The sequence below is a fragment of the Anaerocolumna cellulosilytica genome (assembly GCF_014218335.1).
In the GTDB taxonomy this organism is placed as follows: Bacteria; Bacillota; Clostridia; order Lachnospirales; family Lachnospiraceae; genus Anaerocolumna; species Anaerocolumna cellulosilytica.
The window spans coordinates 1,643,935-1,668,241 of the sequence record NZ_AP023367.1 but is presented as its reverse complement, the minus strand read 5'-3'; the positions used below and the strand labels follow the sequence as shown (position 1 = coordinate 1,668,241).

At 37.7% G+C, this 24,307-nt stretch carries 15 protein-coding genes and 1 other annotated feature; of the genes, 1 reads left to right on the top strand and 14 read right to left on the bottom strand.

Annotated elements, in window-relative coordinates:
• Window positions 1-19: 19 nt before the first annotated feature.
• Together acsn021_RS07250 and acsn021_RS07245 are read right to left on the bottom strand one after the other, a co-directional pair.
• Window positions 20-1,237 carry an aminotransferase class I/II-fold pyridoxal phosphate-dependent enzyme gene (locus acsn021_RS07250; protein ID WP_184092543.1) on the bottom strand — a complete coding sequence of 406 codons (1,218 nt, stop codon included), beginning with the start codon at window positions 1,235-1,237 and terminating at the stop codon, window positions 20-22.
• Window positions 1,238-1,301: 64 nt separating this feature from the next.
• Window positions 1,302-1,555 (bottom strand) — a binding site (T-box leader).
• Window positions 1,556-1,861: 306 nt separating this feature from the next.
• Window positions 1,862-2,647, bottom strand: coding sequence for a MurR/RpiR family transcriptional regulator (locus tag acsn021_RS07245; RefSeq protein ID WP_184092542.1), 786 nt, complete (start codon window positions 2,645-2,647; stop codon window positions 1,862-1,864).
• Window positions 2,648-2,985: 338 nt separating this feature from the next.
• Here acsn021_RS07245 and acsn021_RS07240 point away from each other — a divergent pair, with 338 nt between their 5' ends.
• A complete protein-coding gene (locus tag acsn021_RS07240; RefSeq protein WP_184092541.1) occupies window positions 2,986-3,477 on the top strand; it encodes a PTS sugar transporter subunit IIA in 492 nt (163 codons plus the stop codon).
• 137 nt (window positions 3,478-3,614) lie between these two features.
• Here acsn021_RS07240 and acsn021_RS07235 read toward each other — a convergent pair whose 3' ends face one another.
• The 12 genes from acsn021_RS07235 to acsn021_RS07180 all read right to left on the bottom strand — a co-directional run bounded on the left by acsn021_RS07235 (window position 3,615) and on the right by acsn021_RS07180 (window position 24,297).
• Complete coding sequence (locus acsn021_RS07235; protein ID WP_184092540.1) at window positions 3,615-6,581, bottom strand: coiled-coil domain-containing protein; 2,967 nt, start codon at window positions 6,579-6,581, stop codon at window positions 3,615-3,617.
• 283 nt (window positions 6,582-6,864) lie between these two features.
• The gene (locus acsn021_RS07230) at window positions 6,865-7,995 is read right to left on the bottom strand and encodes a hypothetical protein (RefSeq protein WP_184092539.1); all 1,131 of its coding nucleotides are present in this window, start codon (window positions 7,993-7,995) and stop codon (window positions 6,865-6,867) included.
• A gap of 59 nt (window positions 7,996-8,054) precedes the next feature.
• On the bottom strand, window positions 8,055-8,759 hold the full coding sequence (locus acsn021_RS07225; protein WP_184092538.1) for an HAD family hydrolase: 705 nt from the start codon (window positions 8,757-8,759) through the stop codon (window positions 8,055-8,057).
• Window positions 8,760-9,006: 247 nt separating this feature from the next.
• Window positions 9,007-10,797, bottom strand: coding sequence for a sensor histidine kinase (locus tag acsn021_RS07220; protein WP_184092537.1), 1,791 nt, complete (start codon window positions 10,795-10,797; stop codon window positions 9,007-9,009).
• A gap of 20 nt (window positions 10,798-10,817) precedes the next feature.
• On the bottom strand, window positions 10,818-11,855 hold the full coding sequence (locus acsn021_RS07215; protein ID WP_184092536.1) for a response regulator: 1,038 nt from the start codon (window positions 11,853-11,855) through the stop codon (window positions 10,818-10,820).
• Between the two features lie 161 nt (window positions 11,856-12,016).
• Window positions 12,017-14,296 carry a GH36-type glycosyl hydrolase domain-containing protein gene (locus tag acsn021_RS07210; protein ID WP_184092535.1) on the bottom strand — a complete coding sequence of 760 codons (2,280 nt, stop codon included), beginning with the start codon at window positions 14,294-14,296 and terminating at the stop codon, window positions 12,017-12,019.
• Entirely contained in the window at window positions 14,280-14,948 is a 669-nt protein-coding gene (locus tag acsn021_RS07205) for an SGNH/GDSL hydrolase family protein (protein WP_184092534.1), read from the bottom strand. The genes acsn021_RS07210 and acsn021_RS07205 overlap by 17 nt, the downstream gene beginning before the upstream one ends.
• Window positions 14,949-15,076: 128 nt before the next feature.
• Entirely contained in the window at window positions 15,077-17,227 is a 2,151-nt protein-coding gene (locus acsn021_RS07200) for a glycosyl hydrolase family 28 protein (protein WP_184092533.1), read from the bottom strand.
• 49 nt (window positions 17,228-17,276) lie between these two features.
• Window positions 17,277-19,259 (bottom strand): beta-galactosidase trimerization domain-containing protein, encoded by a 1,983-nt coding sequence (locus acsn021_RS07195; protein ID WP_184092532.1) that lies wholly within the window; start codon window positions 19,257-19,259, stop codon window positions 17,277-17,279.
• 130 nt (window positions 19,260-19,389) lie between these two features.
• Entirely contained in the window at window positions 19,390-21,618 is a 2,229-nt protein-coding gene (locus acsn021_RS07190) for an FAD-dependent oxidoreductase (RefSeq protein ID WP_184092531.1), read from the bottom strand.
• Between the two features lie 158 nt (window positions 21,619-21,776).
• Window positions 21,777-23,384 (bottom strand): ABC transporter substrate-binding protein, encoded by a 1,608-nt coding sequence (locus tag acsn021_RS07185; protein ID WP_184092530.1) that lies wholly within the window; start codon window positions 23,382-23,384, stop codon window positions 21,777-21,779.
• A gap of 28 nt (window positions 23,385-23,412) precedes the next feature.
• Window positions 23,413-24,297 (bottom strand): carbohydrate ABC transporter permease, encoded by an 885-nt coding sequence (locus tag acsn021_RS07180; protein WP_184092529.1) that lies wholly within the window; start codon window positions 24,295-24,297, stop codon window positions 23,413-23,415.
• Between the last annotated feature and the right edge of the window lie 10 nt (window positions 24,298-24,307).

Genomic DNA, 24,307 nt, shown 5'->3' with positions numbered 1-24,307 from the left:
ATGAAAATTTATATAATATTTATTTTTGTCTGTAATATGACATAAAATCTGCCAACGCAGTGCATGCCTTCTTTAATTCTACTAATTCAGGCAGGAAAACCACTCTGAAATGATCTGGTTTCCCCCAATGGAAACCACCTCCATGTGTCAGTAGAATCTTCTTGTCTTTTAAAAAGTCTAGAACAAATTGTTCATCACTGGATATATTAAACTTTTCAACGTCTATTTTGGGGAACATATAAAATGCCGCTTTCGGCTTTACAACTGAGATGCCGGGGATTTCATTCAATGCCTTATATATGTATTCCCTCTGGTCATATATCCTGCCCCCCGGTAACAGCAGGCTTTTTGTTTCTTCTTCCATTTCCAATGCTATTTCTATGACTGACTGAGCCGGAACATTGGAACACAGCCTCATGGAAGATAATAAATTAATGCCTTCCACGTAGCCTTTTGCAAAGGACTTATTACCGCAAAGGCTCATCCATCCACAGCGATATCCTGCTATTAAATGGGATTTAGAAAGTCCGTTAAAGGTCACTGTCAAAAGATCTGGTGCAAGGGAAGCTATAGAGATGTGTTCTAATTCATCTAAAACCAGTCTGTCATAGATTTCATCAGCAAAAATTATTAATCCGCTTTGGCGGGCAAGCTCTGCGATTTCATTTAGAATAGCTTTGGGATATAATGTACCTGTAGGATTATTGGGATTAATGACAACAATTCCTTTTGTTCTGTCCGTAATCTTGCTCTTAATATCCTTGATATCAGGAAACCATTCGCTGCTTTCATCGCAGACATAATGTACTGCCTTACCTCCTGCTAAGGTTACTGATGCCGTCCATAAAGGATAATCAGGTGAAGGCACTAGAATTTCATCCCCATAATTTAGAAGCCCCTGCATAGATAACGTAATCAGCTCACTAACGCCATTTCCTGTATATACATCCTCTATGGTAACATTTTCAATCCCCTTTTTATTACAGTATTTTACGATAGCTTTTCTTGCTGAAAGTAATCCCTTAGAATCTGAATACCCTTCTGTCTCTGTTAAATTGTCATTTAGTCTTGCTAACAGTGCTTTTGGAGCTCGAAAACCAAAAGGTGCCGGATTGCCAATATTCAGTTTTAATATATTCATTCCTTGCCCTATCATTTTATTGGCCTCATCCATGACAGGCCCTCTAATATCATAACACACATTGTCCAGTTTACTTGACTTTTCGAAACTTCTCATAAAAATAGCCCTTCTTTCTGCGTATTAAAATTAGTGAAAAAAAAATAGCCCTAAACGTCGAAACGTTTAGGGCGAATATACAATCCGTGTTACCACCTAAATTCAGAAGAATCTCTGCACTCTCATACGATACTATCATACCGCGTCCCCTATAACGTGGGAATACGTTGAAGCCTACTAAACTACTTTTCCTAGGGACAAATAATTGTTCGGTTCAAAGCTCCGAGACTGCTTCGATATACTAAAATGAAGATTTTCACCATCCATCTTCTCTCTGAAATTTATTGTATACTTACTATTTCTCTTCATAGCCTTTTCACTATTTTAAGCAATAATAGCACAAGTAAATAGGTTTGTCAATTGCGAAACTGTTATTTTATGTGTCGATACCAGTCAAAAGGTTACTTACTGTTCATTTGCAGAAACATTCTCTGTAAACACAAATACTATACGTTACGACATCGTAATCGTGAGTCCAAAACTGTACTATTTTACCTAACATGTAAATAAGTTTTTGCTTCATTTTCGCAGCTGCCTACCATTCCTTTCTTTGTTATGAATCTTATCTATAATAATTTTCATTTTATCCCTTCCTATCATACAATGCAATGCCATCACAATGGTTTATTTTGTGTTTTTATAGTATAAAATTATTAATTTTGCAATGAACTCCATACTAATATTCCCTGCTGCAAAATGTTCTGTGGTATGGCTGTTAATAAATAGGTCAACACCTGGAATCTCTTTTATCTGACTGTTTGTTGTGATGACGCAGATTCGTATCTTACTGCTTACTTGCAAATTCCAATTGGGCGTAAATCGGTCAAAAAAATGACCACCAGACGAAAAAATAATTACAAAAGCTGCTTCCTCATTTTTTAAAAAGTATTCTTTTTGCTCGGTTGGATTTAAGATAACCTCCACCCTTTTATCAGAGCTCTGAATATACTGCTGCATTGCCAGTGCTGTATAACCCGATTGTATATGCCCCATTAATACAACATGCTGATATTCATTAATATATTTTGCAACCCTTCTTAGGTCTTTCTCTTCAATGTTCTTCTCTAGCTGATGAATGGAGTTTGTTACAGCCTGTAGATAGGATTCCTTAATATTAGCTGTACTCATGTTAGGATAAAATGTATTAGGCCGCCATTCATTTTTCATATTTCTTTGCATATAAAGTAAATCCAGCTTAAAATCCATATAATCATCATATCCTAACGTCCTGAAAAATCTGCTAACACTGGCCTTTGATACATTACATTCCTTCGCTAAAGATATTACGGAAACATCCTTGAAATCATTCTTATATATTTTCTTTAATACTGCCTCAGCCAACACATAATTAATGCTGTCTTCCGGTACTGTATTCATCATGCTACTAAGTAAAATTGGCAACCTGCTCATAGTACTCCCCCAATAGCTCTCTAATTTAATTGTATTTCCTACTTAAAATTTATCATTTTTTACTAGTATTGTCCATTCCCGCCGTTTCAATTTGTGAAACAAGATTTCAACTTCTGAAAAAAACAAGACTTTTGCCTCTTAATATATGACAATAAATTTATCAAATAGGTAATTGTGAAACTATTATTTTATGTGTCAGAATCAGTTGAAATCGCTAAAAACAGGTTCCGATGCAATGAAAAGTCACCTTTGTTTTTGTGATTTTGCCTACTTCCAGCCTCTAGACCTATCGTTTCGTAATTGCCTAAAATTAAAAGACAGAAAAGGAGAAACAAAATATGCAAAAATCAGCAAAATTAACCAAACGTTCAATTTATCAGATTAACTCTCCCTTAAAAGGCATTGCAATTGAGCAAACTAATATTCCTGATGATATTTTAAACACCTCGCTATGTGGAGTAGGAGTAGGTATCGTACCAAATGTTGGAGCTTTATATGCCCCTTTTGACGGCGTAATAACAGATATATCAGAAAACAGCTCCACACTTTTTTTAAAGAGTACTTACGGCTTAGAGTTAATGATACAAGTAGGTATTCATACGGAATTATTAGACTACTCGTATTTTCCTAACACTTTAAAAATCGGTGACAGTTTCCACCGTGGAAAATTACTTTTAACCTTTAATATCTCTGAAATTCAGACTTCTGGTTACAACACTGCCTGTTCTGTACTGATAAGAAATCACAAACAGTTTAAAATCCTTCATACGTATCCGGAAGCAAAAATATCTCCTCAGAATACACTTATTAGAGTATCTCGTACCTTTTAAATCTTAAGCAGAAAAAATTCCAGTATTACTTCCTACTGTTCATTTTTAGATGCTTATACCTTAAAAGTCTTTGCATTACGGCCAAATCCGCAATTTGCAAAGACTTTGTTGTTTTATATCTTTATATTTTTACTATTTTATTTATCTAATGCAATCATACATTCGAGAAGTTGGGTTTCTAATTCATCAATTACCCTGATTTTATCATTTAATTGTTCATTGGATAATTGAGTGACTTCTTTTTCCTTCTGCTTCAAATCGGCTAGTTGATTTTCTAAGGTATTACTGCTTTGTTGAAGTTCTTCGTTTTTGTCAATCAATTGCTGTATGAAATCGGTCTGCTCTTTAAGCGTTTTATTTTGTTTTTCCAACATAGTGACTTGCACTATGGAAGTTTCCTTTTGCTTTTCTAGGGCAAGTTCAACAGAATTTAGTATAGTCTCTTTCTGATTCATCTTATTCAATATGGCTTGTTTTTCAGCTGTTACTTCCTGAATCTCTGACTCATGCTGTCGTATCAAATAGTTAAGCCTCTTAACTTCATCAGAAAGCAATTCAACCTCCTTAAGATTCCGGTCGAATTCTTCCTGCCTCCGGCTAATTTCAGCAGCTTTCTTTGAATCTTCCTGATTAAGTTTATATAACTTTTGCTCCAGTCGGTAAACCTGCTGTTTTCTTTGCTTAATTGACTCTTCTTTACTTTTTAAGTCTGATTCGTACTCAAGTATTTTCTGCTCTGCCTGTTGCTGCATTGTATTACTACGTTCAATATGCTTATGTAGTTGGCCTTTTTCATTTATTATTTCTGCCATCTTTTCTTGAAGGAGTGATCTTTCATTTTCAAAATCCTCCATCATTTCATCCTGCTTTTGAAGAGTAAGCTTCTTATACGCTTCTATTTCTTGTTCTGCTTCCAGCTTTATTTCTGTTTTTTCTTGCTCTGCAAACTTCTTATACTCTTCTAATTCCAGCCTACCAAGTGTTCTGATTTCTTCCTTCTCTCGGTCTGTAACCTTCTTAAACGCCTCCAATTCCTTCCTAGCAAGTGCTTTTATTTCTTCCGTTTCATGATTCGTAAGCTCTCTTAACTTCTCTTTATTTTGTTTTTCTTGTTCTATGATTTGAGATATTTCCTGTTTATAATTATTATGTAGTTCTGCCTTTTCATGTTGAAACTGTTCTTTTAACTGCTTTATCTCATACTCCGACTTCCTGCTGATGTCCTTTTTTTCTTCCAATACCTTTTGCTTTTCTCTATCGGCTTGTATTAGCTTTTGGTTGACCTCCTTCAACTTAGTATGGATACTTTCTTGTAGTTCTTCCTGTTTTTGTATGGCAAGTCTTTTATTCTCTTCAAGCTCCTGCTCTGCATAGAGTTTTATCTCTATTTTCTCTTGTTCTGACAGTTTCCTACATTTCTCAAGCTCTTGCTCTGCGTAGAGTTTGATCTCTGTTTTTTCTTGTTCTGACAGTTTCTTATATTCTTCAAGCTCTTGCTCATAAAGAATCTTTATTTCTTCTTTTTCCTGTCTGGTAAGTTCTGTAATATTTTCTATGTCCAATTCACACTGCTGGGTTATTTTAGAAATCTCCAACTTATGTCTTTCCTGCTGTTCTGACTTTTCTTTTTGCCATTCCTCTTTTAAGGTAAGAATCCTACTATCTGTCTGTTTTATAATATGTTCCTGCTCTTCTAGCAATAATTGATTCTCATTCATTGTGCTGTCTAACCTTTTTTTAACATCCATTCTTTCTTCTTCTGATAATTTTACAAGCTCTTGAAATTCAAGAAGCTTTGATGTTAATTCTTCTTCTGACTTTCTTATACTCTCCTTCTGTTTTAGCAGCTGCTCCTTCTCAAGTAAAACATCTTTTAACTGACATTCAAGATTCGTAATTGTAGTTGCCAATGCCTTCTTTTCTTCTGTTAAATTTTCATTTTCCAGAGTATGATACTGTAATTCCTCTATTGTAATTTGATGTGATGCTTTTAAATCTTCATTTTGTCTGGTGAGGGTCGCAAGTTCCTGCGTTTTTAAATGGAGTTCTGAAGAAGCTGATTCAAGTTCCTGCTTTATGTAATCAGATTGTAGTTTTATCTCCTCCAAGGAAGTACTTAAACTCCGATTATTAACCTTTTCCTCTTCTAAATTGGCAGCTACGGTACTATGTTCTTTGGTAAGCTGTGCTTTTTCCTGCTGTAATTCTTCGTTTCTTAAGGTACTTTGCTGTAACTCATTCCGTATCTTCTTTTTTTCATCTTCTCCCTGAACTAGTTCTTTTTCAAGATTTGTTAGGTTCGCCGTTAAATTATTACATTCCAGCTCTTTTGTTTTTAATTGCTCTATTACATCAAGAAGTTCTTTCTTTACCTGTGCTTGCTCCGTCATCTCCTTCTTTAACAGTGAAGAGACCTGCTCAAAACTTTGCTTAACTTGTTCTGACTCAAGCTTGATCTCCTCAAACTGTTCCTTGGTTTTCTTCAATTCTTCTTGTTGTAGTTTTTTCTCTTTCTCTAGCTCCAGAATAAGATTAACCTTATTGTTAATAATAGACGTCTTTTCTTCGTGCTTTGCCTCTAACTCCTTAACACGTTCCGTAAGTTTTGATATTTCACCTTCTTTTACTAAAAAAATGGCTTCCGACTCTTCTAATAACTTTATTAACTCACTTATTTTATTTTCACCGGCTTCTAATTTTTCTTTTTCCGCTGCTCTTATACCTTCAATGGACTGTAATTGTTCCTCAATCTCCGCATGTATTTTCTGCTTATCTTTTATTATATTGGATAAGCTTTCCTTTTCTACAAGAATTGATTTTAATTTCGATTCATAATCAGCTATATTACTATTTAGGTTTGAAATCTCAGCTTCTCTTTTGTTAACATAATCTTCTATTTCGACAGTAATTTCGTTATACTTGGCTATCTCACCTTGAAAAAATGTAATCTTTTGCTGAAGTTGTTTAATCTCCTGCTCTCTTCTATCCAGCATTTCTCTGCTTTTGTTGTAATTATCATTTAAGCTTTCTATTGTTAACAGGCTGTTTTCGTATTCCTGTTCTAATTTTGATAAACGTTGCTTTTCCTGTTTCGAAAATATCATTTTGACTTTCCCTTCTGTCTATAACCTAATCATTTTTATTACTACAGTAGACCTGCTGTTACTTAGCCTGAAAGAATAAATATCATAGCTGAATTGGGTAATAAGGACTATATTATACTTGTTTTTCTTATAAAAATCCATGCTTTTGCACTTTTCTTTTTTCAATTCTAAACAATCATGGCTTCTCAGAAAGTAAAAAGGACAGATATCATCCACTCCTGTGATATCTGTCTCTTTTTACTTCATATATCTTATATAATTAATACTCTCCCCTTACAACCGTTTATGGGGTTTCCTTAACAATCTGGTTGATTTCATCTATGAAAATACGTGCATCCTGAAAACCGGCTGTATTCATCTGAAATTGCAGCCTGCCGTGACAGGCATGTTTTTGCTTGTCCTGCAACTGATATCTGGTCTTCACCAGACAATGGTTATAGCACCCGACACAGTCTTCTAAATTATAAAACATACGATCTGCAAACTCCGGCATTTTTACACGAAGTCTTCTTAGCGTTTCCTCCATCATATCCGCTTTTCTGTGCCAGGTATCCGGCTTTCCCTTGGTTATCACATACCATTGCAAGGTGTGATAGAATACATCATTACTTAAATGAATGGCATAAGAAAAACCATAATCCGAGGATACATATGTTATTTTATTGCCGTTCTTTTCTAAAATACGTTTCATTTTTACTGCTTTTAGTGATTTTAAATATGCATCCATATGAGTAATATCGATACGAAACTGTGTTGGCAACAACGAGATATACTTCTCAAAAGTCAGCTTTTCACCAGGTTCCTTCATGTAATTACTGGTAATGGCAGAAGGATTATCTTCTCCTTCATGGTTAATTTTACAGGTATCCTCATATTCTGTGATACAGACTGATTTTATACACAAATTAACTAACTTATCACAGGCTAATTTAAACTCAAACCCTTCTGCATTCATTGGGTCAAAGGCAGAGGCCTTCATATATTTTTCTTTCTTTGAATCGTATCGTTCCTCACCATTTATTAATATCTGCATTTCATTTAAATCATATAAAACTGAGATATCGGTAAACTCATCCATCTTCATATAGTTATGAAAAAGAGCTGTTTTTCTGCTGGGAGCCACAATATCATCGATTCTCCGGTTATCCGAAATTAGAGTACCAAAATTTATATGCCCCTTTCCGAATAGTAAGTAAAATCCAGGGGCGTCAATCTTAACTGTCAGGTCAATGCGTAAAGGTAATTTATATCGATAAGGAAGATACATATATGAATTCACTGAAAGATGTTCCTTATCAAACCGGCGTGTTGGTATAGCACGGTTCGTCTTCATAAAAAGAAAATTATCTTTATACATATGTTCGACATTTCCTTTTGATATAAAATCAGCCAAATCAATATTTTGTTTTTTCATTCATATTCCTATCTGCGCTCATTCGCACGCACTCTAACCAATCGTTGATAGTGTTTTGCTTACTGCTTCAGTCCTTCAACACTTGTCCGCATAATTGACTCTATCATTTTATTTATATCCATCAAATTGGCAGCGGCAGTAATTCCTTCCGGTACCGGTTTGTTCTCTCTGTTTACCCAAATTGCCTTTATACCAATGGATTCCGGGCATTTTATATCTCCGGCGATAGAATCTCCGATATGAAGCACCTCTTCTGGCTTTAAATGAACCTTTTCCAGTGCATACAGGAATATCTCCTTTCTAGGTTTTGAGTATTTTGCCTGCTCACTGGTGAAGATGCCATCCGGTTTTAATTGATGATTTTTAACCGCTTCCTTAATAAATAAATCATCGCTATTGGTTACAAAATATATTGGCAATTGCTTTTGGTGTATATCTTCCATAAACAATCTTGTATCATCATACAATGGAGGATTACACCAGTGTTCTACCATCATATCGCACAATTCCTTTGGATTCTCACTGGACTGAAAATGTGAGACTAGTTCTTTAAAGTTCTCCAAAGATAAGTCATATTGCAAACGATAAGCCTCCCCGTTTGCCGCCTCTAACTGCATACGAAATGTCTTCCACCAATATTCTATAACTTCTTCCGGCTTTGTTGCAGTACTATTATTAAACACTCGCTTAATGACCTCAAAAGATTTCGGACCATTTTCATGAACAATTGTTCCGTAAAAATCTGAAAATACCGCTTTTATCATATATACCTCCCATTTTTTAATAGTAAAACAAGTAATATTCTATATCATAACATGCCAAATTGATTATGCCTAGCAGATAATTCATTGGTATGTCTTAGAACATTCCGACCATACTGCCATATTTTGTCCTTTATCAGCAGTCAAACTAAAATAATATTTTACCTCTAAAAGCAAAAAGCCACTGTGAAGCATTAACTCCACGATGGCCTTTTGTAGTATATTGAATATTCAATTCATACTTTATATATTAATGGAGATGAACCAATGGGATTTTTATAAAAACTTCCGTGCCCTGATGTTCCTCTGATTTAATGCTCACTCCATACTCTTCACCAAAAACAATTTTAATTCTTTGATTGACATTATAGATTCCGATGTGGTCTTCCATCTGGTTCTCTCTATCGTTTAACTTACGGTTCATTTCAGCCAAATGAATGGAATTCATTCCAACTCCATTATCCCTTACACAAAAGTGTATATTTTTATCTGTACTTAGCTCCCCACAGATTTTTAATAGCCCTTCTCTGCCCTTTGGCTTTAGCCCATGATATACTGCATTTTCTATGATTGGTTGAAGACATATCTTTATAATTGAATAGTTTTTTATCCCTTCATCGATGTCCCATATGACCTTAAAAATATCCCCGTATCTTAGTTCCAGAATATCCAGGTAATTTTTTGTATTATCAATTTCTTGTTCTATGGGAATGATGTAATCTCCCAGATATACATTGTTTCGAAACAACTGTGCCAGGCTGTTCACGGCCTTGGATACATTATTTTCACTTTTGGTTAAGTCAAAAGCCATCCAGTTAATGGTTTCCAGTGTATTATAGAGAAAATGAGGATTAATCTGAGATTGCAGCATAGCAAATTGTGACTGATCCAGCAGTTTTAATTTACTCTCCAGTTCATCCTTCATAATCTCATTTGCCTGAATCTGCTTTAAAATAGTGCTTATAATATATCTAAGCTCATTCAGCCTGGCTTTCGCGGGATCACTGTAATTATTAAACTTCTGGGGTTCCTCCAACACCGTAATAATCTCAGCAACAGGCTTGTAGCTTCTGATTGCAGCAAAATAAGCAAATACTATACTCAGAACAACTAATAGTATAATAAGCAGCAGTATCTGTGATTTTAACTGATTTAATTTATTCTGGTAATGAAACATAGAAGTAATACTGATATAGGTAAAACCAAACTTAGCAGATGGTGTTATAGAAATAACTGAATCCATCCCATCAATATTTTTTATCACAGAAGCCTCATTACCACTTTCTACTATATCTTTTAAGTAAGAGATTTCTTTAATTTCGTTACCAAACTGCTTTTCCTCACTGGACATTATGATATTGCCGCTGTCATTGTAGAGGTAAATTTTGCTTTGATTCTGATATTTTTCTGTGGTAATAATATTATGGAGTTTCTCACTGTTAATATTTAATATAACCGCACCTTTTTTTTCATGATCCATGATAATTGGTTTAATAATAGAAATTATTTTGGGATAGTTATTATTCTTAAGCCTTGATATCGTACGGCCGGAGACATCCTCCAGCTTGTTGTACTCCTCAAGCCATGAAATATCCTTCAGTTCCTTCAGTGGGCTCTTTCTTTCACCAATATATACGGAATTGTTGTACTCTGAGTACACATAGATAGAGTCTATGTACTTATAAATCAAAGGAATTGCTTTTACCAACTGTGTGAATTCCTTCATGGATTTACTGTTAAGATCCGTAAACCAGTCATTTACCATAAACATCTGTACATTGTCATTATAAGATATATAGGTGCAGAGCATATCGCAATCACTTAGTATGGTATCTGAAATATCCCTTACCCCATAGAGTAACGAGTTATTCTCCATAATAATTTCATCTTTCGCGATACGCTCTACGTCTCTATAATATAAATCATTGAGAAGAAAAAAGGGAATGGAGAACATAATAAAAACCAGCAGGAATGTACGGATAAACATGCTGTTGAACTTATAGTTTTTTATATAAGACCATATGTTGTTCTTTTTCTTCATATTATGTTCCCCCTGGTATCCTACTTACAGCTCATAAACCTTCTGGCATAATCCTTGGGAGTGTATTTATAATATTCCTTAAAAATACGTGTAAAATAACTGGAATCATGGTATCCGCAGGCTTCACTGATTTCCGTAACCTTAAGGTTTTTCTCCAGCAGTTTAACGGCCTGCTCCATCCGAATGCGAAGCAGATAATTGCTGAAGGTCTCACCCGTTTGCTTTTTAAAGAAACGGCTGAAATAAACCGTACTAAAGAACATCTTATCGGCAACATCCTGTAGGGATATATCCTCATGGAGATGCTCATTCATGTATTCCTTGATATCCTGCAGCAGAAATTCATTGGAAGCTTCTTCTTCGTTTAATAGCAGACCTGAAATCCGATCCAGAATATCCAGTGCGATATATGTTAAACTCTGCACACTGTTTTGCGATAGCAGCTGTTTTAGATTAAATTTGTCAATACTTAACTGAAGCTTTAAGTATAGATTTAGTTTATCAAGAATAATTTCATATAAATCATATATGTATTGTCCTATATTCGCGTAAGAATTGTCTTTCACATCCTCTAATACAGACAGTAAGGTATCTGCCGCTTCCTGTTTCTTACCGGATAAAATATTAGAATAGAATAACTTAATTTTATCCATAAATAATACCTGGTCTTTTTTAACCTGTCTTTGGTCTAATTCCAGCTTCAGCTTAAATAGTATTTCTCTAAACTCCGAAAAGTTAGTAGGTTTTAAGATATAATTTTTTACGCCATATTGGAGGGCAGATCTGGCATATTCAAATTCTCGGTAACCACTGAGTAAAATCACTTTAATATAAGGTTTATGTTCAAAGATGTATTTTGCAAGTTCTATTCCTGACACATGGTTCATCCGAATATCAGAAATAATTATATCTATATCATTTGCTTTTATAAACTCAATAGCTTCCGCTCCATCACTGAAACTGTGCAATACTTCAAAATCTTCAAATTCGGAATTGATGAAATTCGTAATACCACTACGGATTACGAGTTCGTCATCTACTGTGATTACCTGATACATACTTCATCTCCTCGTTGAATTTTGCTGAAATTTTTAAGTAATATGTACTATTTTAACTATATATATTTAAACAAAAAACCACCTGTAACTTATATAGTAAACTATAGCACATTGAAAAATACAAGTAAACCTTAGGAAGAATTCTGCCGTGGAATCTTTTCTTATATCTCTACTGAGAATTCCTTACGACCTTCTACGTGCTCTAAAAAGACTTTCTTACCTTTATTCTTAATCGTGATGTGGTATTTGCAGCCTCTGAACTCCCTGTCTATCTTAACTTCCTTCCATTCCTCCGGGATACAGGGGGCTATCTCAAGACCTTCCCACTTTGCTTTGATTCCCAGAATATACTGGGTTGCTGCCAGGTGCATCCAAGCTGCCGTTCCGGTCAGCCAGGAAACATTTGCCAGTCCGAACTTATCGCTTTCCGGCCCAAAGATATTAGAGGCATAGACATAGGGTTCTGCTTTATAACGATATTCACCTGCCTTATCCTGTACCACCATGGGCAGGAGCTGCTGATAATACTTAAACGCAAGTTCGCTTCTTCCTAACATACACTCAGCTATAATAGCCCAGGTATTGGCGTGGCAAAAGATACTTCCGTTCTCTCCACAGCCTTTGTTATAGTGGGTAAGGGGGTCTTCTTTTGTAGGATAATCCTTCATTGAAGGATGTATCTTTTTGATTCCGTAGTCTGTATCCAGATATTTTTTTACACTGTCCATCGCCTGAAGCTGTTTTTGGGGTTCACCCATTCCGCTGATTACTGCCCAGCTTTGGGTATTCAGCCAGATTTTAGCCTGGGCTTCCGCTTCTGAACCTATAAAGGTTCCCTCATCGGTAATACAGCGTCTGAACCACGCACCATCCCAGGCAGTGGAATTTATAAGTCGCTTCTGTTCTTCGTATAGTTTCAGATATGCTTTGCCGTCTTCTTTCATAAGCTGTGACAGCTGAACCATCATCTGCAGCACCGTTCCAAACTGCATGCTGGTCCAGATGCTCTCGCCTTTCCCTTGTCTGCATACTTTGTAAAGCATATCGTTCCAGTCAGAGGAAAGCATAAGTGGAAAACCTCTCTCCCCAAGATTCTGTCTGGTAAATGCAATGGATTTTTTGATATGATTCCAGACAGTGTCTGCCCCACCATCATAAAAAGAAACTTCCGTTAACAGATAGTCAAGCTTTCCTTCCTCCATAACAATATGGTACACATCCATGACCAGCCATAGATGATTATCGGAGTGAATTCTCGTAATCGGCTCCCAGCCTTCATTGGGATAGAAATAATGATTGCAGTGCCCATCTTTGTACTGCTGGGTGAAGAGGGAATTCAGCTTCTCCTTCGCCCGGTTAAGATCAAAAGGAATCATTGCCAGAATATCCTGTGCCGTATCTCTGACACCGACCCCTCTGAAGGTTCCCGTTGCATAATAACTGATATTTCTTGAAAACTGAAAATTCCTCTCCATCTGATAGGGATTCCATATATTAATCATGGTTTCTGCCTCTTTATCCGGAAGTTCACATTTGAATTTGCCTAAGAAGGCTTCCCATTCATCCAAAAGGACTTCAAAGGATTTATTAACAAATCCCTTCTGTCTGCACCTTTGTACAGATTTTATAACCTCTTCTTCTGTCATGGCTGTGCCAAGGAAAATATTAATCTCTTTCTCTTCCCCTGCCTTTAGATCCACCTCCAGCTGCAAGGCAAAACAGGGATCTCCGCCATATAAGGTAGAACCGGAACATGCATTCTTCTCTACCCGGAAGGGATTTTCCTCGCTTCTGTAGCTGCCGATAAATTCATCCCTATCACAGTCAAAACCACTGACAGAAGCATCACTGGCAAAGTATACCAAAGGGGTTTCCGCTGGTTTTGGCTGTTCCTCTACACCATAATGGTATATTAGTATATCTTCCCTGTTATATACCGATAGCTGGTGCTTATTATAGCATTGCCATTGCAGTTCTCTCATAAATTCCATCATGCCTAATTCCACATATGGATATATTGATATTTTCTTATTCTCAGCAGACTTTATTTTCAAATTCCATATTAATGTATTTTCGTATTTTCCAACCAGATACGTAGCGGTTACCTCCAGATGATTCTTACTTGCCTGGAATCTGGTATACCCCATACCATGAGTGGACTGCCACCAGTCGGGTTTATTTTTGCAGGGTTCACTGGTGGGACACCAGATCTCCTGACCGTCATTTATATAAGTGTAGAAACCACTTCTATCCGTAGGCAGATGAAAGAAGCGGTAGTGGTTGATTCGAAATATCTGAGGGGATTTGTAAAAGGCTACACCGCCACCTGCCTGAGATATCATAGTATGAAAAGTACCGTTGGACAAATAGTTCATCCAAGGTGTTGGTGTGTTGTATTTATCAAAGGTTATCTCTTTTTTCTCATTATGAAATTGATACATTCAATTCTCCTTCAACACATCTTAACCATTCTCTGGCCATTAATTCATTACCGGCCATAGTTAGGTGGATTCCGTCCGGGGACCAGTGTATCGCCGGTGCTTTCTTAAGTGCTTCCTCAAACATACTGCCAAAGGGTACAAAGATAGTCTTGTACTTCTCAGACAATGCTTTTACGATGGCCCTTCTCTCCAGCATATGCTTATTCCATATCTCCCAGTTTTCAACGATATCTGCTGCATTCCCTGCTTCATTTATATCGAGTTTTAATAGGAATGGCTCACAAAGTACCATCTTCGCCTGTGGCTTTGCCTGTTTTACTTCCTGCAGCATCCGGTCGAAGACAAATTCAAATTTCTCTGCATCTGCTCCCATATTCCGTCTTAAGGAATATCCGATATCATTTACTCCGCATAAGATACTTAACACATCAAAATCAATGTTTAGCGTGTCCTCAATCCATCTGCCGTAAAGATCAGAAATTCTGTTACCGGCAATGGCAGTATTCTGAATCTGAATTCCCGGATAGTCGCACATTAAACTTGCCCCCAGGAAATTAACATAACCGTCTCCCAGAATCCTGTTCTTATCTTTTCCTTCTCTATCTCTATTTGCATCTGTAATGGAATCTCCTTGGAATAATATTGTTTTCATAAAAACTCCTTTCCGAGCTCTGTCGCTTAAAACGTATGTCCTTTACTCCTTCTTATATCTAGCTTTCCTTTATACTATCAGAGCTTGCATTGTTAACTTTTGTATAACGCTACCCTATGAAATAATCACTATTTTACTATCACATTTGCATACATATGAGCACTTGTAAGTGGTGTAACGGAATGAAATAAGGTATACGGATATCTGTATTTCTTTACCTTGGCAGTCTGTGCCTCGATCTCCATCCAGAAGTTTTTCGTACCGGCTTCCAGTCCAAGCTCTTCAAACGAAATGGACGCAAAGCCATCCCCCCCTCCGGGTATCTGGATTCTCTTTATTTCCTTTACCTTTGGTTCATTTTTAAATACCAGCGTAATTTCAAGGGGAGTGCGCAGCTGGGGCGCAAGCTCTAATCCTTGTTTGCCGTTTAACACAGCGGGAACCACACCAAAATCTGTTTCCTCTACGGAGAATAATACCTCTTCTTCCCTTTTGGGAACCGGGAGAGCTGTATATATTACAAGACTGTTGTCACTATCTTTTAAGATATCTGATTGCAGTAACAGTTTCCCTTTAAAGGTAGAAGCTTTCAGCCCCTTGGTTCTGATGTTATAATAATTGATAAACTCGAGTTCAGGTGTTTCCTCCACTCTCTCTGTTTCAGAAAGTATCCAGTCAAGATTAAGGAACTGCCAGTCAAAGCTTACATCTACATCTTCTGCCTGTACTGCAAGAACATATTTACCCGGCGGAAGTTCTACCTGATACTCATAGCTTATATTCTCTCCGGCTTCCAATACAAAGGCCTGCGGTTCTCTGTTATATTCTCCGGTATGGGCAGGAGATATCTGCAGCCAGAAGCTGTTTTTTTGTGTTTTTTCACCTGTATTCTTAAGCTCTACCTTTAATTTTCCCTGATAACAGCCCTTACCTGTTAAATGAAAATTTTCTGTAATTGTAAGTTCAGAATCAATGGTCTGTATTTTAGGAGTGTCTTCCGGGTATTTAAAGATTACATTATCTACGTACTCCATCGTTAGCAGCCCGCATTCCTTTTCATTTGTGGCAACTTTTCCAAGAATATTGATATTATCAAAGGTTATATTACTGATACGACTCTCCTCACGAAAGCCCTGCAATCTGGATTTGGATAGGAGCCAGCCCATACCGGGATTTCCTATGTAATATATATCCTTGAAAGTAATATCTCTGATACTTCCCTTTTCCCTGTCTCTGTTCCAAACCGAATCCCTGATACGGATATCGAAAAGCTGTGCCCCCGGTGCATTCTCTATTCGAATGTTTTCAAAGCAGATATCAGAAACCTCCGCTCTGTCTCCATGGTGAATTCCCATTAAGGGATAACCGGTAGGAGAATGAATGATATCAATGTTCTCAAAACGGACGTTATGGATTTTTTCAGCCCGAAGCTCTACCCCTACCTCCAAAGGTCTTGCAAAGTCATTCCAGAGAATAGAGTCCTTAAATGTTACATTATCCACATCACCGGTATTAAAAGCCTTTACAACAAAGGAATCATCCCATACTCTGGTAAAAATGTTCTGCACCAATACATTTCTAGAACCGCAGATATCAATTCCGTCTGAATTGCCACGGCAGCCAAAGATTTTAACATTATCTATGGTTACATTATCACAGCCAAAAATCCTCAGACTCCAGTCATTGCTGTCAGTGATGGTAATGTCCCTGATGCTTACTGCTTTGCAATGAAGAACATCGATGCAGCGCTGATAGACATTTCTCATTTCAAGTGGATATTTTTCCATACTGATAGTACCATAACCACAGATTGTAAGGTGGCTGCACTGGTTAAATTCCATCTTGCCGTTTAGAAATGCTCCTTCCTCCAGATAAATAACGGTATTCTCCTTTTCGAATTTCAGGACATCCACTGTATGGATTCCCGGCTCATAATAAATAACATTATCCGCGTATTTGTTAAAGTCTTCATACTTTATGGCTTCCGCAAAGACAATGAGGTTGTTATAAAAGCTTCCGTTTATCTCAACAGAGAACTTTTTAGGTTCTTCCAGATGAAGAAAAATCTCATGGTCGTTGAAGCTATAATCTAATCCCATGCTAAGGGGTCTTATGATTACGCTTTGGAGTGGCGTTATAGATTGGATGCGTATATCTACAGGTTCCTTCATAGTAAATTGTGTATATTCGCTAACCTGTACTTCGTTGTAGGGTGCGGGAAATATATGTGTTGTTTTAATTTCTATATTTTCATTATTCACAAAGACGGTGTAATTCATTTATAAGTCCTTCCTTACAGGTATTCTTAAGCAATTTAGACCAGTTACATTAATACTCAGCCACAATCATCTGATGCAGCGCAAGCTTTGGTACCTTAAATCCTACGATTCCCTTCTCCTGTGTATAATTAAGATCTAACTCTTCGGGAGCAAGATATATCCGCTTAATCTTTTCCCTGCTATTTAACTGTACCTCAATCTCATAAAGAGGCTGTATATCTTCTATAACCTCTGTGTTCCTTCCGCGTTTAACCGGAACTCCATACAGCAGATGAACTACATAACGATTCTTTTGTTTTGCCAGGGTAACGATTCCTTGTGCAGGGAGAGAGGTTCTGATAGTTGCCTTGTCTTTGAGCAACTGGTCAAGAGCATATTGAACCATCCGCTTTAAAATAAGACTTCCTGTAGTCGCATAATCCCTGAATACTTCCCAGGATATATAGATGCCATCCTTTCCGCTTACCATTCCGGGTCCATCCTTTTCATTCCTGCTTGGAGAATGAAGGTGAGAACAAAATGAAGTGGCTGTTCTGTTAAAATAAGGATTCTCCCTGCTGCCAAGCTCTTTTCCTGAAACCGTCTCTATTTCATAACCCTGGGAATACATAACAAACGCTGAGGTTTCAAGATCTTGTATTGTAAATCCCGGGCGGAAATAGTCCGGGCGGAATTTATTCTCACCCAGATAACGAATACCAAAGTTCAATTGAAACTCCGTCTTGTCTCTATCTAATCCTGAGCTGCCGGTGGACAGAAGTTTCCCCCCCTGTTCTACATATTGCCCCAGCTTATTCTTCAGTTCCTCATCCAGAAAAATGATATCCGGTAATATCATCAAAGAATATCTGCTGAAATCCTCTTCATCATCAATAACATTGAACAGATAATGTCCCTCCAGAAGAATTCTGGCAGCTCCGATATCCGCCAGTTTAGCGGCTTCTTCTAAGGCAATTTTGTCGATGAAACCGCTGCTCTTTTCTAAAACCGCTTCAGCAGACAGCACTCCAATATCCGCAATATTTTCTGCCCCAAGAAGCCAAGGCTCCTCAAGGCTTAATTCCTCATAGGCTTTGCCAATTAAAGCATAGGTTGCCATATCCATCTCTCCCGACGGATGCAGCTGGTCTCCGATAGAAACTCCCGCTCCGTTAGCAACAGACAGAGAAGCTTCATAACGGAGGGCATTGGGATGCTTAAAGCCCCCGAATTCTCCCCAGGACTGATGGAATTTCCCTGTCATGCTAAGATACTCCACACCGAGAGTCCTGGCATAAGCAGCGGACAGCGGAAAATGATCATATCCCCAGCCCCCGGTAGGCAGGCTTTCCAGTTCCAGATGACTGTTCATAGAAGCCAGATCTCTTCTGCCCCGTCTTATATGTCCTCCGTTGTGAAACACCGGCAGTCCCGGTTTTACACGGTCAATGGTCTCTCTTACCCTCATTGCATAATTGGCATAGACTCTTTCTGCCAAAGCTATAACCTCTTCTCCCTTAAAGGGGTCCATTCCCTCCTGTTCCATTGTCTCTCTGCAATGCTTGCAGTAGCAGGGCTGGACTCCGATAATATCTAAGAAGATACCATCGGCTTCGTAATTCTCACATACTTCTTTTATCTGTTCCAGCAAATAATCCAGATATGGTGTATTGATGCATAATTTATGATAACCCGGCTCCAGAAAGCTTTTGGTCCACAACATGGAATCGTCTTTCATTCTGACTATCCACTCCGGATGCCTGCGTGCAATTTTTTCATCAAAGCCTGCGGATAGATATACCGGCGTCTTTACCCCTAATTCATGGGCGGCTTCTATTTGTTCTCCTAAAAGGTCAAAGTCAAGATTGGGGTGAATTTCATTCGCCTTTGAAGGGTGATATGCCCAACCGTGATGACATTTCGAAAACAGTGTTATGGAGTCGACACAGCCTTTTTGCAAGGCTTTCTGAAACTGAGCTTTGCTGAACTTTTCTCCGATTCCTTCTATCTTTTCACTCGTGTGAAAGTCTAGATGCACTTGCCTGTATTTCATATTCATTTCACCTCTTATTCTGATTACTGCAACTAGCATTTTATTTCTGTGTCTGTATTCTTAACCTAAATTAGTAACATCCTTCCGTATACTACCGACGCTGACTTTCTTACTACTCCCTGTAAAACTTCTATATTAAGTCTACTCCGTAAATACCGGCCTCCGCTCCCCAACTGCTGTTAAGCTTAATTTCGATTTTCTCGATACTTACAGCATTGATTTCATGGGCTTCATACCGCTTCCAGTTATCCTTTATATTCTTAGTTATTACTCCATTCTTACAATAAATCTTTAACCCGTAATCTCTTACCAGACAGCCCGGCAGCTTATCGGTATTGTCATTTTCAAGATAACTGTCAAAGGTCAGCACAAGTTTACCTGCATCCACAGGCTCTCTCGCTGTCAGTGTTAGGGTATGCGGAAAGTCTCCTTCTCCAATCCACAGATTAGGAACACCATAAGGTCTTGTATAAGGCGATACAGCCATAGCAGGCGCAAAAAGCTTTTGCTCCGGGACCATATCCTTAAATAATATATTTCTGTTCTTTTCATACCGATGATCCAGATAGCAATAACCGGTAGCTGCTTTCAATGGGACGCTGTCATGATTGCATTCTTCGGTGTTATCCTGGGGGTACATTCGAAGAGTAATAGCACCAATTGGTCTCTCCTCTGCTATCCCCAAAGATAGAGCCTCGTTCTTTGTGAAGGTAAGATAGAGCTTGCCATCCTTTCCTCTATCTGCATGAATCGGCAGTTTTAGCCAGCCTTCATGATTTTCCGGTACGATAACGCTCTCTTCTTTTACCACTTCCTCCGGTATAAAGGTTTCTTTATGAACACCTGTTAATATTTTATATGTTAAGATCTTTGCTTCCTTTGCACTGTTCCTGATTTTAATTCTCACGCTGGTAAGCTGTTTTGTTTCCAGCATCCAGGCTATGGCGTAATCCCTGTCAAGTAACATATAATCAACACCATTTACATTTTCATAGCTTTTTTCACTGGTTGCTGTTACAACAAAATTTGTCATAACAGGACTTATATTCGGAACACCGATAATGGTCTGATCCTCCCCAGCCAACGTCTTTTGCAGCTCCCGCCCATAATCAGCCGTTACTTCTCTGGGGGAGAGTTCTTTCTCGATACAAAATTTTGCGGCAGTGGCAACTGCCTGCCCCATACCCCCGCAAGTCGCCATAACTCTGGTGGAGCCAAGAGCAATATGGGTTGCGCTTATATTTCTGCCGGCTAACATCAGATTGTCAATATCCTTTGTGAAAAGTGATCTCATAGGAATATTATAGATGCCGGTTACCGGTACGAAATTCGTAGCAGGTAACGAATCATAGATTCCCAAAGGTGCATGAATATCCATAGGCCAGCCGCCGATGCAAACTGCATCTTTAAAGTCGGTCTTATTTTCAATATCATTTTCTGTTAAAATATAGTCCCCCAGAAATCTCCTGGATTCTCTGGCACCTGATTTTGTATAGATTCTTTTTAATACGTAATTTTTAGCTTCCGGATACTTACCGCTGTTCTTGATATAATCCCAAATTCCAAAAATCAACTTGCGAAGCTCCAAATCAATCTCCTCGCTCTGGTAAATCACATCTACCTGTCCGCCGTATTCAAAGGACCAGTGAGCACCCTTTACAGTGATACTGCGGTATTTTTTTGGATTATGTATGTCTTTGATAAAATCCATATCTTCGACCTTATGGGCAAAGGCAGGTGGTACATAGGTAACTTCATGCCCACAGTCATAGGTCTCGAAATAAAAGGTATTTCCCATGGTGTATTTATCCCCATTATCCGGTGCCCAGAATTCACCGTGCTCGTCTTTGCCTTCTCTGCCCATACGGTAGCCGCAGCCGGCTTCGTAAGCAAGTGTTCCATTACCGGTAGCATCAATGTAGACTTTGCTTTCGATATCATATACTTCATTGCTAATATGATGTCTTGCAAATAATCTGGTTATTTTCTTATGCTTTACTTCACAGGAATAGACAGAAGTATTCAGAAGTAAGACCAGAGTCTCATTTTCATAGCACATGTCAAAAAATACAGCATCCAGTAAGGCGTATTTATCATAACCTCCGCCCATTGCGTATTTTGACATCCGAAGTCTGATTTCCTCTACCAAGCCTCCTTCTTTTGCATAGATGGCTGTATTTAAACCATGATGACTGGCTCCCGATATACGAACCCCTATTTCACTTGAAGCATTTCCGCCAAGTACAGGCCGGTCATTGATTAATAGTGTCTTCATTCCCTGTCTGGCGGCTGTAATGGCTGCACAGATACCAGCAATTCCTCCACCAGAAACGGTAATATCAAAGTACATTTTTTTCATGGTTTCCTCCATTTCTGCTCCGGTCTCATAAAATATATCATTACTGTCTTACCGGAGAGAGTAACCTCTTTCCTATTCACAATCCTTCTTCCACATTTATGAGAATCACGAAACATGGAAGAAGGTTGATGATTCATTGAAAACAGTTAGGATAATACTTAATTAGATGCTCTCCATTCATCCATCTGACGCTGAATTTCTTGGACAATAACATCATCACCTGCTTTAATCAGCTTATTGACAAAATCTTCATACAGTGATTGGGTGTCAGGAGCCGAACCTGAATTTAATGTAGTTTTATATTCACCGATAACCGCATTTACCTGTGATAGTTCTGTCTTAATGGGATTCGTATCTAAAGTAAAGCCTTTCATTTTAGATGGTGCAGCATCTGCATTTAACTGTTTGATAAAATCATTTTGCAAAGTCAGAGGCTTATCTTCCATATAAATTTCGTAACCATTAAATATATTGCCAATTGCCCAATTATATTGACCATAAGGGCTGTCTGCTGTAGGTTGTGAAGAGTAGCCAATTGGTTGAATTTCATTATCATTCATTTTGTTATAATGAGTTCCTTCAATACCATATACCATTAAGTTATATAGATCTTTGCCTTTTTCTGTGTTCATTAATTCAATTAACTGCATTGCCCTTTCCGGATTTTTAGAATTAGAGGAAATGGCCATGTTAGTTGCCGAAGCCGCATAAGGAACATAGTGTGAATTATCAAAAGGAATCTTCACATAAGCGGTTGAACCGGCTGCCTCACTTGTAGCGATTTCAGATTCAGTAGGATAATATCCCTGTCCTACCAGGTAATTTCCACCTCCGCGGATTTCATATATATCCTGAGATACATTATCTGCTGTTAAGATATCCTTTCTGATATATCCTTTTTGGTACCAATCAGAATACTCCTTTACAAAAGTCTCATACTCCGGAGTTCTATAAAGATTAATGGGTGTATAATCATCACTGTAAATATCAAGTTTATAAGGATTTAATATCCACTCATAGCCTTTTTCCACATGATCTGCAAAACCAAACACACCTTTTAGTAAATCTCCACCATCTTTAATCATCATGATATATTTCTCGATTTCATCCCACAGTTCCTGATCCATCTTCTGATGTGAAGCGAATAAGGTAGCTAATTCTTCTACATTAATCTGATCTTTATATTTTTCATATATTTTAACAGGGAATTGCATAGTTGAAACATACGAAACCATCTGCTGCATACAGGGTATGCTATAAAGCTTTCCATCTACCCTTGATTTATCCAAAATATTTTCCGGAATTTCTGCTAACAGAGACGGTGCATATTCTGAAATCAGTGAATCAAGCTCCATATAGGAGCCTTTTCTTACTTCTGTGACATAGGGAACCATCCAACCGTGCCATACAATATCTACCTTTTCCTGAGAGGCACTAATCAGCTTCCACTTTTCGGCATAATCAGCAGAAGTAATTCCTTCGAACTCTACAGTAGTCCCAGGCAGATATTTTTGCAGTTCTTCGTTAAATGTATCCCATACCTTTTGCGCATCTTTTTGCTCTCCGGGACTTAAGAATACCCATTTTAAAGTTACCGGTTCGGCATCAGTCTTTGTATCTGCACTTCCGGTGGAATCCCCCTGCTTGGCATCTGTTTCTTTTGTTTCCTTAGTTTCTTTCGGTCCATTGCTACTGCCCGTACAACCTGTCAGAATCATGGAAAACATAAGACTGATTGCTACTAAAACTTTCATTCTCTTTAACATAAAAAATCCTCCTTTTCCTTGTAAACCATTAACCTTTTACCGCACCTACTGTTAAACCTTTCGCAAAATATTTCTGAAAAAACGGGAATATTATCAGCATAGGACCTGCCGCAACAATACACAAAGCAAATCTTATGGTCTCTGACGGAAGCTGCGTTAAATTAATACTAATACCAGCAACCGGAGAGCTTTCTGCCATATCTTTTATAAATTGTACTTCCCTTAATATCTGCTGCAGCAAATACTGCAACGAATATAGTTCCTTGCTTCTAATATAGATTAAAGCAGTATTCCAGTCATTCCACCGGGCTAACAGATTCAACAAAGAAACTGTGGCAATTACCGGTTTTGATAATGGAAGAACAATTTTATAAAATACCTGCAGTTCTCTTGCTCCGTCAATCTTTGCAGACTCAACAAGCGAGGACGGCAATCCCTGAAAGAAAGACCTAATTACAATAATGTGGAATGCATTTGCCAGGTTAGGTAATATGTACACCCAGATATTATCCTGAAGATGCAAATATTTAGTCATTAATATATAAGTAGGAATTAATCCTCCAGAAAACAACATAGTAAAAATAATAAAGAACGTAACTGGTTTTTTATATTTATAATTAGGTCTTGACAATGGATAAGCCATCAAAGTCATAACAATCATGCTTAATCCGGTAGCAATCAAAGAGTAAACAATAGTTACCTTATAAGAATTTAGCAACTGTCCCGGACTTTTCATCACATACTTATAAGCCTCAAAAGATATTTTTGAAGGTATCAAACGATAACCGTTTGTTAAAAGTGCCTGTTCGTCCGTAATTGATGAAGATATGATTAATACAAAGGGTAGTATAAAACATAAAGAAAATGCTATAAAAAAGAGATTCACTGGTATATTTGCTTTCTTACTTTTCACATTTGGCCTC